General features: G+C 61.3%; 13 protein-coding genes. 10 read left to right on the top strand and 3 right to left on the bottom strand.

Annotation, left to right across the window (positions count from 1 at the left end):
* The first annotated feature begins 47 nt into the window (after positions 1-47).
* The 6 genes from AC6I99_RS15295 (at position 48) to AC6I99_RS15270 (ending at position 5,831) form a co-directional block, all read left to right on the top strand.
* On the top strand, positions 48-1,142 hold the full coding sequence (locus tag AC6I99_RS15295) for an ABC transporter ATP-binding protein (RefSeq protein WP_497961982.1): 1,095 nt from the start codon (positions 48-50) through the stop codon (positions 1,140-1,142).
* Positions 1,142-1,885 carry an ABC transporter permease gene (locus tag AC6I99_RS15290; RefSeq protein WP_497961216.1) on the top strand — a complete coding sequence of 248 codons (744 nt, stop codon included), beginning with the start codon at positions 1,142-1,144 and terminating at the stop codon, positions 1,883-1,885. Before AC6I99_RS15295 ends, AC6I99_RS15290 begins: the two co-directional genes overlap by 1 nt.
* Positions 1,882-2,628: an ABC transporter permease gene (locus AC6I99_RS15285; RefSeq protein WP_224088222.1), complete on the top strand. Its 747-nt coding sequence runs from the start codon at positions 1,882-1,884 to the stop codon at positions 2,626-2,628. The genes AC6I99_RS15290 and AC6I99_RS15285 overlap by 4 nt, the downstream gene beginning before the upstream one ends.
* Complete coding sequence (locus tag AC6I99_RS15280) at positions 2,625-3,584, top strand: ABC transporter substrate-binding protein (RefSeq protein WP_309925948.1); 960 nt, start codon at positions 2,625-2,627, stop codon at positions 3,582-3,584. Before AC6I99_RS15285 ends, AC6I99_RS15280 begins: the two co-directional genes overlap by 4 nt.
* Positions 3,585-3,704: 120 nt before the next feature.
* Entirely contained in the window at positions 3,705-4,925 is a 1,221-nt protein-coding gene (locus tag AC6I99_RS15275) for a pyridoxal phosphate-dependent aminotransferase (RefSeq protein WP_224088221.1), read from the top strand.
* Between the two features lie 51 nt (positions 4,926-4,976).
* Positions 4,977-5,831, top strand: a complete 855-nt coding sequence (locus AC6I99_RS15270; RefSeq protein WP_224164899.1) for a polyphosphate kinase 2 family protein — start codon at positions 4,977-4,979, stop codon at positions 5,829-5,831.
* Between the two features lie 14 nt (positions 5,832-5,845).
* On the opposite strand, the gene AC6I99_RS15265 is transcribed toward AC6I99_RS15270, so the two are convergent.
* Positions 5,846-6,112 carry an exodeoxyribonuclease VII small subunit gene (locus AC6I99_RS15265; protein ID WP_497944739.1) on the bottom strand — a complete coding sequence of 89 codons (267 nt, stop codon included), beginning with the start codon at positions 6,110-6,112 and terminating at the stop codon, positions 5,846-5,848.
* Between the two features lie 53 nt (positions 6,113-6,165).
* Positions 6,166-7,443 (bottom strand): exodeoxyribonuclease VII large subunit, encoded by a 1,278-nt coding sequence (gene xseA / locus AC6I99_RS15260; protein WP_497944740.1) that lies wholly within the window; start codon positions 7,441-7,443, stop codon positions 6,166-6,168.
* A gap of 202 nt (positions 7,444-7,645) precedes the next feature.
* Here xseA and AC6I99_RS15255 point away from each other — a divergent pair, with 202 nt between their 5' ends.
* A complete protein-coding gene (locus AC6I99_RS15255) occupies positions 7,646-8,518 on the top strand; it encodes a hypothetical protein (RefSeq protein WP_497961215.1) in 873 nt (290 codons plus the stop codon).
* 9 nt (positions 8,519-8,527) lie between these two features.
* A complete protein-coding gene (locus AC6I99_RS15250; RefSeq protein ID WP_497944742.1) occupies positions 8,528-9,613 on the top strand; it encodes a 4-hydroxy-3-methylbut-2-enyl diphosphate reductase in 1,086 nt (361 codons plus the stop codon).
* Positions 9,614-9,707: 94 nt separating this feature from the next.
* Here AC6I99_RS15250 and AC6I99_RS15245 read toward each other — a convergent pair whose 3' ends face one another.
* Entirely contained in the window at positions 9,708-10,955 is a 1,248-nt protein-coding gene (locus AC6I99_RS15245) for a DNA recombination protein RmuC (RefSeq protein ID WP_497944743.1), read from the bottom strand.
* 110 nt (positions 10,956-11,065) lie between these two features.
* On the opposite strand from AC6I99_RS15245, the gene ychF reads away from it, so the two are divergent.
* On the top strand, positions 11,066-12,151 hold the full coding sequence (gene ychF / locus AC6I99_RS15240) for a redox-regulated ATPase YchF (protein WP_497944744.1): 1,086 nt from the start codon (positions 11,066-11,068) through the stop codon (positions 12,149-12,151).
* A 326-nt stretch (positions 12,152-12,477) separates the two neighbouring features.
* Entirely contained in the window at positions 12,478-14,112 is a 1,635-nt protein-coding gene (locus tag AC6I99_RS15235; protein WP_497961214.1) for a peptide ABC transporter substrate-binding protein, read from the top strand.
* The last annotated feature ends 69 nt before the right edge of the window (positions 14,113-14,181 follow it).

The following is a 14,181-nucleotide window of genomic DNA, read 5'->3' as shown; positions in this document are numbered from 1 at the left end:
TGCTGGCTACGCTGGGTGAAGATCGTCCGCCGAAGATAGGCCCGGGTATGGCAGAAGCCATGATTGAGTTCCAGAGCGTGACCAAGCAATACCAAGGCGGCCAGCCGGCCGTCGACAACCTGACCATGTCCATCGACAAGGGGGCCATCACCGTCCTCGTCGGTCCGTCGGGCTGTGGCAAAACGACGTCCCTGCGCATGATCAACCGCATGGTGGAGCCAAGTTCGGGCACCATCACGGTGGCCGGCAAGGATGTCTCCACAGTGCCCGCAGCACAGCTTCGCCGCTCCATGGGCTATGTCATGCAGTCCTCCGGGCTGCTTCCGCACCGGTCCGTTTTGGATAACATCGCTACGGTTCCGCGGCTCAACGGCGTATCCAAAGCGGATGCGCGCAAACGTGCTGCAGAACTTCTCGACGTCGTTGGGCTGGCTTCGGTGCTTGGCAAGCGGTATCCCTCGCAACTGTCGGGCGGTCAGCAGCAGCGCGTGGGAGTGGCACGCGCGCTCGCAGCCGACCCGCCGGTGCTTCTGATGGACGAGCCCTTCAGCGCCGTTGACCCGGTGGTCCGCGATGAACTCCAGCAGGAACTCCTGCGCCTGCAGCGCGAGCTGGCTAAAACCATCGTGTTTGTCACGCATGATATTGACGAGGCCACGGTGTTGGGCGACAAAGTGGCAGTCTTTGCTGTTGGCGGCAAGCTTGCCCAGTATGCCGCCCCGGAAGAAATCCTGCGGGCACCGGCCAACGATTTCGTGGCCTCCTTCGTGGGCAGGGACCGTGGTTTCCGCCACCTTGCCTTCGACGTCGCCGACTCCGTGAGACTCCACCCCGTCACCATGGTGGGACAAACCGAGGGCCAAAACGCCGGACGCCGTTCGGGGGAGTGGGCGCTGGTGGTGGACGACGAATCACGTCCCCTCGGGTGGTCTTCACCCCGGGACGGTGCCGGGCTGGTCCCCGGAGGTTCCCTCTTCCATAAGGGAGACACTTTGCGCCGGGCGCTGGATTCGGCGTTGTCCTCGCCATCGGGATTGGGCGTTGCCGTGGACGACGACGGCAGGGTGGCCGGGGTCTTGAAGGCGCCGGAAGTCCTTGCCCTGATCGAGGAAGTCCGCCGCCACAGGGAGGACGCCTCCTGATGGAGTGGTTCCTGGCGAACATTGGCCTGGTTCTCGGCTTGGCCGGCCAGCACCTTGTGCTCGCACTCATTCCGATGCTGCTTGGGCTGCTGATCTCAATTCCCCTGGCGCAGCTCGCCCGGCGGAACAATACCCTGAGGTCCGTGGTGGCCACGGCTACGTCCTTGCTCTACACCATCCCGTCCCTGGCGCTTTTCATCATCCTGCCAACCATCCTGGGAACACGGATCCTGGATCCCCTCAACGTGGTCGTCGCCCTGACGATCTATGCGGTGGCCTTGCTGGTCCGTGCCGCCATGGATGCGTTCGACTCCGTTGACGACGATCTCCGCAACGCTGCCGTGGCCATGGGCTTCAAGCCCTCGGCCCGTTTCTTCCAGGTGGACCTCCCGCTGTCACTGCCGGTTCTTTTCGCCGGGCTCCGCGTAGTGTCAGTCAGCAACATCTCGCTGGTCAGCGTTGCTGCCCTGCTGGGAGTCGGCAATCTCGGAATCCTTTTCACTGATGGCTTGCAGAGGACCTTCGTTACCGAAGTAGTGGTTGGCATCATCGCCATCCTTATCCTGGCCTTGCTGATGGATGCAGTCCTTGTTGTGCTGGAGCGTCTCCTGACTCCGTGGACACGGGCGGCAGGCGGCGGCAGGGGCGAACGCAAGAACGGCACCGCATTGCTTACTGAACCGAAAACCGGGCCACACCTGCCCCACACCCCAGTACGGCCGGATCCGGGTGCATCGGCATGAGCAACGTTTTTACGGACACCATTGCGTGGTTGACGGATCCTATTCATTGGACGGGAAGCGGAGGCATCCCCACGCGGTTGTCCGAGCATCTGCAGTACAGCGGGCTGGTGCTCCTCATCGCTGCGGCCATTGCAGTACCTGTGGGTCTTTACATTGGCCACACGGGACGCGGCAGGGTGGTTGCCGTGGCCATTGCGGGTGCCCTGCGGGCCCTGCCCACTCTGGGTCTGCTGGTCCTCTTTGCCTTGTTGGCCGGCAGCGGTTTGATGCCGCCGGTGTGGGCCCTGGTTATCCTCACGGTTCCACCATTGCTTGCGGGGACGTATGCGGGTATCTCCAGCGTGGATGCCACGGTGGTGGACGGAGCCCGGGCCATGGGCATGACGGAGCTTCAGATCCTGTTCCGTGTTGAGCTCCCCAATGGGCTCCTGGTGATGTTCGGTGGCATCCGGACAGCTGTTTTGCAAGTGATTGCAACCGTTTCGGTAGTTGCGTACTTGCCGCTGGGTGGCCTGGGACGGTATTTATTCGATGGGCTTGTCCTGCAGGACTTTCCGCGGATGCTTGGTGGATCGCTGCTGATCGCTGCCCTTGCCATTGCGGTGGACCTCGTTCTGGCCGCCTTGCAGAGGCTGGTCCTCCCGCCCGGCCTCACCCTCGACTCAAGCGGACGCCACACGGCGGCCGACGATCTCACAGCCGCAGCTCCCGCCGCGGCTGCCGTTCAAGGAGGTACACCATGAAAAATCCCGTTCCCATGACCCTTACGCGCCGTGGACTCGGCGGCCTCGCGGCCGGCGTCGGTGTGGCCCTCGCCTTGAGCGCGTGCGGCGGCAGCCCTTTGGCCACCCCGTCCACTTCTGCTCCCGGTGGATCCAGCGGATCCAGTGGGCCCCTTGTGGTTGGATCGGCCGACTTTCCAGAGAGCCAGGTGATTGGCGAGGTCTATGCGGGCGCCCTGAACGCGGCCGGTGTTACGGCCACTACCAAGCCGAACATCGGTTCGCGCGAAATCTACTTCAAGGCTGTCCAGGACGGGTCCGTGGACCTCGTCCCGGACTACTCCGGCAACCTGCTCTCCTACGTTGATCCAGAGGCCACGGAGGTCTCGGCTGAGGACGTGTACAAGGCGCTTCCTGGCAAGCTTCCGGAGGGACTGGCGGTGCTTGATCCGGCAAAGGCGGAGTCCAAGGACGCCATGGTGGTCACCAAGGCCACTGCCGAAAAGTACCAGCTCAAGTCCATCGAGGACCTCGCCAAGGTCTGCAAGGACTTCACGATGGCGGCCCCGGCAACGTTCGAGACCCGTGCTTACGGCTTCCCCGGGCTGAAGAAGAACTACAACTGCGAGCTCAAGGGCCTGCAGCCGTTCAACGACGGCGGCGGGAACCTGACGCTCCAGGCACTGTTGGAGGACAAGGTCCAGGTGGCCGACATCTACACCACCACACCGTCAATCGCTGACAACGACCTCGTGGTCCTGGAAGACCCCAAGAACAACTTCAAGGCCCAGCAGGTATTGCCGCTCTACAACAAGGCCAAAATGACGGACAAGGCCAAGGACGCGCTCAACAATGTGTCCAGGATCCTGACAACCGATGACCTTGTGGACCTGAACCGGGCAGTCAGCGGGGACCAGAAGCAAAGCCCCAAGGATGCCGCGGCCGCATGGCTGAAAGACAAGGGCATCGTTAAGTAGCGCCTGACGTAAACCGCGTACGACGGCGGTGGCGGACCCGTGCGGGTCTGTCACCGCCGTCGTCGTATCTGTGAGTTAAGTCTCAACTGAAGTCCATCACCGGTGTGGCATATTTGATGAATGGCGAATTTCAAGCAGTCCACCAAGCTTCATAATGTCCTTTACGACATCCGTGGACCGATTCTTCAGGCCGCCCAGCAGATGGAGGCAGAGGGTCACCGGATCCTCAAACTGAACATCGGAAACCCGGCTCCCTTCGGCTTTGAAGCGCCTGACGCCATTTTGGTGGACATGATCCGCCACCTGCCCAATGCCCAGGGCTACAGCGACTCACGCGGCATATTCTCGGCCCGGACGGCCGTCTCGCAGTACTACCAGACCCGCGGAATCCAGAACATCCACGTTGATGACATCTACCTCGGCAATGGGGTCAGCGAACTCATCACCATGTCCCTCATGGCCCTTCTCGAAGATGGCGATGAAGTGCTGATTCCCACGCCGGACTACCCCCTGTGGACGGCTTCCGTTGCCCTGGCCGGCGGCCGGCCCGTCCACTACCTCTGTGACGAGGAGTCGGGATGGCAACCTGATCTGGAGGACCTGGAGTCCAAGATCACGCCGCGGACCAAGGGCATCGTGGTCATCAATCCGAACAACCCCACGGGCGCCGTCTACCCCGAGGACACGCTCAAGCAGATCGTTGCTTTGGCCGAGAAGCATGGCCTGGTCCTGTTTGCCGATGAAATCTACGAGAAAATCCTCTACGAAGACGCTGTCCACGTGAACCTTGCCGGACTGACCGGCGACGACGTCCTGTGCCTGACGTTCAGTGGCTTGTCCAAGGCCTACCGCGTTTGTGGCTACCGCGCCGGATGGATGGCCATTTCCGGTCCCAAGAAGGATGCTGCCGATTACCTTGAAGGCATCAACCTGCTGGCCAATATGCGGTTGTGCGCCAACGTCCCGGCACAGCACGCCATACAAACAGCGCTTGGCGGCTACCAGAGCATCAACGATCTCATCCTTCCCGGTGGCAGGCTCCTGGAGCAGCGCAACAAAGCGTATGACCTCCTGAACGCGATCCCGGGTGTCAGCACGCAGCAGGCCAGGGGTGCCCTCTACCTGTTCCCCAGGCTGGATCCAGAGGTTTACCACATCCGGGATGACGAGAAGTTCGTCCTGGACCTGCTGAAGGAGCAGAAGATCCTGGTTTCCCACGGACGTGCCTTCAACTGGGTGCGGCCGGACCACTTCCGGATGGTGACATTGCCCAACGTCAAGGACATTGAAGAGGCAATTGGCCGCATGGCGGACTTCCTGTCGAGGTACCCCGGGAACTAGCCTGTGGTGCATGGCCGCGTCACGAGGTCGCGTCAGGCAGAAAGGCAAGCCATGCCCGTGGCAGTGGAGTTCGCCGAGAGTCCAGCCAAGGTGCTGAAGGTTGGGCCGGGTTTTTCGTTGGCCGGCGTGGATCCCCAGGCCACGCCTGGCTACGCCGGAACAAAGGCCGACGGCAAGTCCTTGTTGGCTGCACAGGACGCCAGGCTTGCAGAACTTCAGGAAAAGCTCTTCGCAGAGGGGAAGTTCGGGAGCAACAAGCGGCTCCTGCTGATACTTCAGGCCATGGACACTGCCGGCAAGGGAGGCATCGTCAGCCACGTCGTGGGCGCAATGGATCCCCAGGGTGTCCAGCTGAAGGCATTCAAGGCACCCACTGATGAGGAAAAGTCGCACGACTTTCTGTGGCGGATCGAGAAAGAGTCACCCGCTGCTGGGATGGTGGGAGTCTTTGACCGCTCACATTATGAGGACGTCCTGATCCACCGCGTCCACGCATGGGCGGACTCCGCGGAATTGGAACGGCGCTACGCCGCTATCAACGATTTCGAGTCCAGGCTGGCCCAACAGGGAACCACCATCGTTAAGGTCATGCTCAACATCAGCGAGGATGAGCAGAAGAAGCGCCTGCTGGCGCGGCTCGATGATCCCGGCAAGCACTGGAAATACAGCCGGGGCGATCTCGCGGAGCGGGCGTTCTGGGATGACTACATGGATGCCTACAACATGGCCTTTGCGAAGACGTCCACTGACGTCGCCCCATGGCACGTTGTTCCGGCGAACAAGAAGTGGTACGCCCGGATCGCCGTCCAGCAGTTGCTTTTGGACGCCTTGGAGGGCTTGTCCCTGGAATGGCCAAAGGCGGACTTCGACGTCGCGACGGAACGTGCCCTTGTTGAGGAATCCTGAGCTTCAGGGAACCGTCATCGCGGCTGGTCTGTGCCGGCGGCAGCCCCGGCGTCGTTGGTAGCGTCCCTGGCTGTTGCCAGCCGTTTGCGGGCGCCCTCAAGCCAGTCCTCGCAACGCTTTGCCAACGCCTCGCCCCGCTCCCAGAGCGCCAGCGATTCCTCAAGGCTGGCTCCGCCTGCTTCCAACCGGCTGACCACTGCCATAAGTTGTTCGCGGGCTTCCTCGTAGCTGAGGGAATCCAGGGAATCCGTTGAAGGTGCTGTGGGATTGTTCTCTGTCATGGTGGTCCTTCGCATTCGATGGTGAGTGTTTGTGCCGTGCAGCTGCCGCGAAATCAGCGCTCGGCGAGTTGTGCTTGGCCGCTGGAGACAGCCCTGAACCGGCCTTCTGCCACTCTGATGGCCAGGGGCGTGCCTTCGGGAGTCTGTGCCGGGCTGCTGACCACTGTGTGTCCGGCTTGGTCTTCACCGACGATCTGGACAACGGCGTAGCCGCGGTCCAGGGTCTTCTGCGGAGATAATGCCCGCACCTGGGCACGCAGGTGGTGGACCTGGTCAAGCGCCCGGACCACCGCTGTGCTGACGGCTGCATGCGACCTTCGCTGAAGCCGGGTGATCTCCTCTGATCTTGCTGCGACCATGGTGTCCGGCGTTGCCAGGACGGGCCGCGACCTCAAGGCGTGAAGCCGGTCCGTCTCCCTGTCCACCATTCTGCCAATGCTCCGGCGAAGATGGTCCCGGGCCTGGCGGACCATGGCGAGTTCCTCACTGACATCAGGAACGATGCGTTTCGCGGCGTCGGTGGGTGTCGATGCCCTCAGATCAGCCACGTCGTCCAGGATGGGACGATCCGCTTCGTGGCCAATGGCGCTGACCACCGGCGTTGTTGCCGCTGCCACTGCCCTGATCAGGTCCTCATTGCTGAACGGCAGAAGATCTTCCAAGGCGCCCCCACCTCTGGCGAGGACGATGACGTCGATGTGTGGATCGGCATCCAACGAACGGAGCGCGGCAAGGATCTGTGCAACGGCCGTATTGCCTTGGACAGCTACCTCGCGAACGTCGAATTCAACGGCCGGCCAGCGGAGTGCCGCATTACGGAGGACGTCCTTCTTGGCATCCGAATCCCGCCCTGTAATGAGCCCGATGCGGTGGGGGAGGAGGGGCAACTTCCGTTTGCGGGAGTCGGCGAACAGGCCTTCTGCGGCAAGGGCCTGGCGCAGCCGCTCGATCCTGGCAAGGAGATCACCCAGGCCCACGGGCCGGATGTCCTTGACGGACATGTTCAGGCGCCCGGTCTTGACCCAGAAGTCGGCCTTGACCAGGGCGACCACCCGGGAACCACGTTCAAGGGGTATCTTCTGGCGATCCAGGACCGTGGACCATACGGATGCCGGCAGTGAAATCTCAGCATCGACGTCACGGAGTGTCAGGAAGGCGTTCCCGCCACGCCGGTTGAGTTCGATGACCTGGCCTTCGATCCACGCCGCGGGCGCACGCTCGATGTGGGCCTTTAGCTTCCTGGATAGCAACTGCAGGGGCCAGGGGTTGTCGGGGCTGGTCTCCGCAGCGGTACCGGGCAGCGTTGATTCCGGGCTCGCGTCAGCTGCCATGGGTGATCCGTGCGTTTACCTGCATGTGTATATCCTCGCTAGCTGTGCGGCCGTGGTCGCGGCCAATCGGTCCCGCACGCAATCAGTACCGGGCCGGCCTTCCAACTCTATCCATAGCTTTAGCAGTGGACCCCGACATTTTTCCTATCCTGTGGACAGACCTAGGATGGTGGCACTGGCCCCTTACCCCCGAGGATGACTTTTGCGCAGTTTCATTTCCGCGGTGGCAGTGGTCCTCGCCTTGTTGCTCACGGCCGTCGCAGTTCCGGCCGCTTGGGCGGACGTCAACGTGGTCCAGGAGGACGGCTTCGTCCACCTGGCCAGCGCGCTGGGCAGGGATCCCGAGTTCCAAAGCCGGCTTGCTACAGCCGCAGCGGGGAACTTCGAATCCTCCGTAAATCTTCCGGAACCACTGAAATCGGTGGCGGCGGATGCCCTCGGGGAAGCTGCATCCGGAATGCAGTCATGGCCTGAGTACCCCAAAGCATGGGAAGAAACGGCCAGGAACAGTCATCGGTTGAACTTCGGAGGAGGGAAGCAGCCGGAGGAGACGGTGTCCCATACAGCACTGCTCCTGGACATTGGCCCACTCATCAGGCTTATCCGCGACCGTCTATCCTCCGCCAGCGGACTACAGATTGAGGTCCCGGCGGAAAGTTTGGTGACCATGGGTGAACCATCCCAAAAGCAATTGGTTGATCGGGTGGCGGCCTTTGCCCCGCTCTGGTGGCTTGCCGCCGTCGGTGCTGTTGTTTCGGTCCTGTTGGCCCTCGCTGCTGCGCGTCGCCGCTCCCTGGTGATGGTCTCCCTCGGACTTGGCGGGTTGGTGCTTGCTGCGCTGTGGTCGGCGACGGTGGATCTGGCTGGCGGACTGATGGGAAGCCTCTCCAGTGGCAACGGTGTTGCAGAACTGTTCGAGCAGGAGTTCTTTTCGGCCGTGCGGACGGGCTTCGGTGAATGGATTGTCATCGCTGCTGTGGTGTCAGGTGCATTCCTGGCACTGGGCGTCATCGCCTGGATTCTGTCCGCGAGACGGAGATCACCTTCTGCGAGCGGCCAGGGGCCGGGCCGGTAGCATGGAGGGATGACCAGCACAGCAGTTTCCATTCCGATGCCCACGGTGCCCCGCAGACGGCGATCACCGGAAGAGATTCAGGCGGCGGCCCCGGTTACTGGACCCAAGAAGGTTCTACTGGCGGCTCCGCGTGGCTATTGTGCCGGCGTGGACAGGGCTGTCATTGCTGTTGAGAAAGCCCTGGAACACTACGGACCACCCGTATATGTCCGCAAGCAGATTGTCCACAATGTGCATGTAGTGAGCTCCCTCGAAGAGCAAGGCGCCATTTTCGTCGAAGAAACGGATGAGGTTCCTGAAGGCGCCTTGGTGATTTTCTCGGCACATGGCGTTTCCCCTGCTGTAGTCCAGTCCGCCGAAGACCGCGGTCTTCGCACCATCGACGCGACGTGCCCGCTGGTCACCAAGGTTCACCGTGAAGCCGTGCGCTTCGCCAAGGAGGACTACGACATCCTGCTGATTGGCCACGAAGGCCACGAGGAAGTCGAAGGAACAGCCGGCGAGGCCCCCGAGCACATCCAGATCATCAACGGCCCCCACGAGGTAGACAGAGTCACCGTGCGGAATCCGGAGAAGACCATCTGGCTCTCGCAGACCACCCTGAGTGTGGACGAGACCATGGAGACCGTCCGCCTGCTCAAGGACCGGTTCCCCACGTTGCAGGATCCGCCCAGCGACGATATCTGCTATGCCACCACCAACCGCCAGGTGGCCATCAAGAAGATCGCTCCCCAGGCTGACCTGGTCATTGTGGTGGGTTCGGCCAACTCGTCCAACTCGGTGCGCCTCGTTGAAGTGGCACTTGAGTATGGGGCACGGACCTCCTACCGCGTGGACTTCGCGAACGAGGTGGATGAAAGCTGGTTCGAGGGCGTCGCCACGGTAGGTGTTACCTCCGGGGCTTCCGTCCCGGAAGTGCTCGTTCAGGACGTCCTCCGGCTTTTGGCGGACTACGGCTATGGCGAAGTCCAGGAAGTCGTCACGGCCGAGGAGGACCTTCTCTTCTCTTTGCCGAAGGAATTGCGGGCTACCCTCAAGGAGGCTGGCGACGTGACCCGGGCCCTCGGTGGCCGCGGGAACCGCCCTACGTCCTGAACGTACTTATCCTGAATGTACGTATCCTGAATGTACTTAGCAGGCCCGTTGTGGCAGCCACCCTTTCGGAAGCTGCCACAGCGGGCCTGTCCCTTTAAGCTGCAGACTCCTCTTGGGCTGCAGCATCCAGGGAGTCCACCGCGAGCAGTTCGGGCGCAGCCAAGGCCCGGGGCACTGCTTCGACGGACAGGGGAGTGGCCAGTCCGGCGTCGTCCATAGTGTTGAGTTTGCGGGCAGTAGGGAGTACACGTGCCTCCAGTGTGCCGACCATCGCGTTATAGCGGTCCACCGATGTCTTCAAGGAACTTCCGAGTTTCCCGACATTCTCGCCCAGCGTGCCCATGCGTTCGTAGAGCTGTTTGGCCAGTTCCAAGAGTTCGTGGGCGCTGTCCGTCAAGACATCCTGCCGCCATGTGAATGCCACCGACTTGAGAACCGCCAGCAGTGTCCCCGGCGAGGCCAGGACGACGTTCCGGGAAAGGGCATGCTCCAACAACGCCGGATCAGCCTCAAGGGCTGAAGCCAAAATCGACTCCGCGGGGAGGAAACAGATGACGAGCTCCGGGGAGTTGCCCGGAATGTCCCAGTACTTCTTGGCTGCGAGGGCATCGATGTGGGCTTTGAGTGCCTTGGCGTGCTGTGCCAGGAGCGTCTTGGAATCATGATTGGCCGCTGGCCCGACTGACTCACCCATGGAGCCTTCGCCGTGCACTTGTTCCTGCGCCGCCAGGTAGGAAGCCAGCGGGACCTTGGCATCCACCACGAGTTGCTTGCCGCCTGGCAACTGCACCACCAGGTCCGGGCGCAGCGTGTTCTCGCTCCGGCCGGAGTGCACTTGCTCGTGGAAGTCCACGTGACGGAGCATTCCAGAGGCTTCGACAACCCTGCGCAACTGAACCTCGCCCCATTGTCCGCGGGCACTGTTGGACCGGAGTGCGGACGCAAGGGCATGCGTGGACCGTAAAAGCTGTTCGTCGGAGAGCCTGGCGTCTTGGAGTTGCTGTGCGAGTTGGCCATATTGCTCCACTCGGTCGCGTTCCAGGAGCGAGACCTGCTGCTGTACGGCAGTGAGCTTTTCGGCCACGGGCCCCAGGGCGCGCAACACGCTGCCGTCTGAGGTCCTTGATTCGCTCAGCTCCCGGTTCTGTGCGAACAGAAGCCGGCGTTCGGCGTCGGCGGCTGCAAGCTGGGCCGTCACGTCCGAAAGGCGCGATGAAACGGCGTCGAAGTCCTCCTCCAAGCCGGCCGTCCGGCGTCGAAAGACTACATACGCACTGCTGAGTCCCACTGCGGCCCCGATGAGCAGCATGAGCAATGCCAAAACAAATCCAAATCCATCCATGAGGCAACCCTGTCATAGGGGTCCGACAGTTTTAGCGAAGGTCAGTTGACGGTGTTGTCTTCAGGAGCGAACAAGCATGGTTATCGCGGCAACGGGTAGAATAAATGCTCGTGGCTCTTACTATTGGCATCGTCGGACTGCCCAACGTCGGCAAATCAACTCTTTTCAACGCACTGACCCGCAACCAGGTGCTTGCTGCGAACTATCCGTTCGCAACGATCGAACCGAACGTCGGTGTGGTTAACCTGCCGGATCCCCGTCTGGCCAAGCTGGCGGAGATCTTTGGTTCCCAGAAGTTGCTTCCCGCTCCTGTGTCCTTTGTGGACATCGCCGGCATCGTGAAGGGCGCATCCGAGGGCGAGGGCCTGGGCAACAAGTTCCTCGCCAATATCCGCGAAGCCCAGGCAATCGCGCAGGTTGTGCGTGTCTTCGACGACCCCGATGTCATCCACGTAGACGGCAAGGTTGATCCGCGCTCCGACATGGAGACCATCAACACCGAGCTGATCCTGGCAGACCTTCAGACCATCGAAAACGCGATCCCGCGTATCGAAAAAGAAGTCAAGATCAAGAAGCGCGAAGCAGCCGAACTGGCCGTCATCAAGGCTGCCCAGGCAGTTCTGGAGCGCGGCGACACAATTTTTAGCTCAATCAAGAGCGACAAGCTGGAGATGGGGCACCTCAAGGAGCTCGGACTTCTCACTGCAAAGCCCTTCATCTACGTCTTCAATGCCGATGAAGGCATCCTTGGTGACCAGGAAAAGCAGGATGAATTGCGTGCCCTGGTTGCTCCCGCAGATGCTGTATTCCTCGATGCCAAGCTCGAATCCGACCTCGTTGAACTGGACGAGGAAGAAGCCCGCGAAATGCTGGAAATGAACGGCCAGAGCGAATCCGGCCTGGACCAGCTGGCACGCGTTGGTTTCCACACCCTTGGCCTGCAGACCTACCTCACGGCCGGCCCCAAGGAAACCCGTGCATGGACCATTCGCCAAGGTGACACCGCGCCCCAGGCCGCGGGCGTGATCCACTCTGACTTCCAGCGTGGCTTCATCAAAGCCGAGGTTGTCTCCTTCGACGACCTCATTGACGCCGGCTCCATGGCCGAGGCAAAGTCCCGCGGCAAGGTCCGCATCGAAGGCAAAGAGTACGTTATGGCCGACGGCGACGTGGTGGAGTTCCGCTTCAACGTCTAAACCAGGATGCTGCCCTGGGCAGCGATGTTGTAAAGGGTCTCGGTTCAGAACATGAACCGAGGCCCTTTTTTGTGCCGAAAAACAGCTTGTCCTGCTGTCAGACAGCGAATATTACCACCCAGTAGCTTTTGACTTGAAATCCCTGTCGATTTAGGCATGTAGAGGTTGCGGAACGGTTACAGTTTGGCCAGCGAGTCCCAACATCCGGACACAATGTGGGTAGGCTTACACACACATGTAGGCAACGTCACAGTAGGAAACTGTGTCTGCGCCTGGGGGTCATCACGAATTTCCCCTGATCAACTCCACGACTCATAGGAGGCGGAATGCGTTTCTCGCGCACTTCCAAAGCTCTAGGCGTAGCGGCGGTAATCGCCCTCGCAATGACCGGTTGCGGCGGCGGCGGCAACAATGACTCCGGTGCATCCGGAAACCCCAACAAGGTCATCATCGCTGACGGTTCAGAGCCGCAGCGGCCGCTGATGCCTGCGGACATCAACGAGGTTGGCGGCGGAAAGGTCGCCACGCTGATCTTCTCCGGCCTTGTCAGCTACGACCCCTCCGGCAAGCCGGTCAACGAATTGGCTGAGTCAATCGAGGCGCCTGACGCCAAGAACTTCACCATCAAGATCAAGAAGGACCAGAAGTTCACCAACGGGGAAGCCATCACGGCCAAGACCTTTGTTGACTCCTGGAACTACGGTGCAGCAGCAAAGAACGCTCAGTTGAGCGCAACATTCTTTGAGAGCATCAAGGGCTACGACGAGACCAGCGCCAAGGGTTCGACGGTCGACACCATGTCCGGCCTGAAGGTTGTGGACGACACCACGTTCACCGTTGAGCTCAAGCAGCCCGAGTCCGACTGGCCGCTGCGACTTGGCTACACCGCCTTCATGCCGGTCCCTGCCGCAGCACTTGCAGACCCGAAGACCTACGGCGAAAAGCCGGTAGGCAACGGCCCGTACAAGATGGCAGAGAATGGCTGGCAGCACAACGTACAGATCCAGCTTGTTCCGAACGCGGACTACAACGGTCCGCGCAAGGCCAAGAACGGTGGTGTGACGTTCAAGATCTTCCAGAACGATGATGCCGCTTACCAGGACCTCCTGGGCAACAACCTGGACATCCTCCAGACGATCCCAACCAGTGCCCTCGCGAACTTCAAGACGGACCTCGGCGATCGCTTCATCGAAAAGCCGTACGCCGGCAACCAGACCATCGCCATCCCGGAGTACCTCCCGGAGTGGAGTGGTGAAGCGGGCAAGCTGCGCCGTCAGGCCATCTCCATGGCCATGAACCGTGAAGAGATCACCAAGGTGATCTTCAGCGGTGGCCGTCAGCCGGCGAAGGACTTCACGGCTCCCGTCCTGGATGGTTACAGCGACAGCATCCCGGGTTCGGACAACCTCAAGTTCGACGCCGCCAAGGCCAAGGACCTCTGGGCCAAGGCTGACGCCATCCAGAAGTGGGATCCCAACACTGTCTTCACCATCGCGTACAACGCTGACAAGGGTGGTCACAAGGCATGGGTGGAGGCCGTTACCAACCAGCTGAAGAACAACCTCGGCATCAAGACAGAGGGACTTCCGTTCGCTACCTTCAAGGAAGCCCGCGACCTCGCCACTTCCGGTAAGTTGACCGGCGCGATCCGTGCAGGTTGGCAGGCAGACTACCCGTCGCTGTACAACTTCCTGGGCCCGATCTACAAGACCGGTGCTGGCTCGAACGATGCCCGTTATGAGAACCCGACCTTCGACAAGGCAATCTCTGACGGTCTCTCCGCTCCTTCGGTTGCTGAGGGTAACAAGGCCATGAACAAGGCGCAGGAAATCCTCCTCCAGGACCTGCCGGCCATCCCGCTGTGGTACCAGGTGTCGCAGGGCGGCTGGAGCACAGGCGTCACGAATGTTGACTACGGCTGGGACGGCGTCCCGCTTTACTACAACATCACTGGCAAGTAAATGACGATCGGCGGCGGGGGCGCTCATTGAGCGCTGCCGCCGCCTCATCGCGTTTCACATCAACGACGC

It is taken from the genome of Arthrobacter sp. TmtSoilC77 (genome assembly GCF_059739415.1).
The sequence above is the reverse complement of the archived record's forward strand: the minus strand, read 5'-3'. Positions and strand labels throughout refer to the sequence as shown.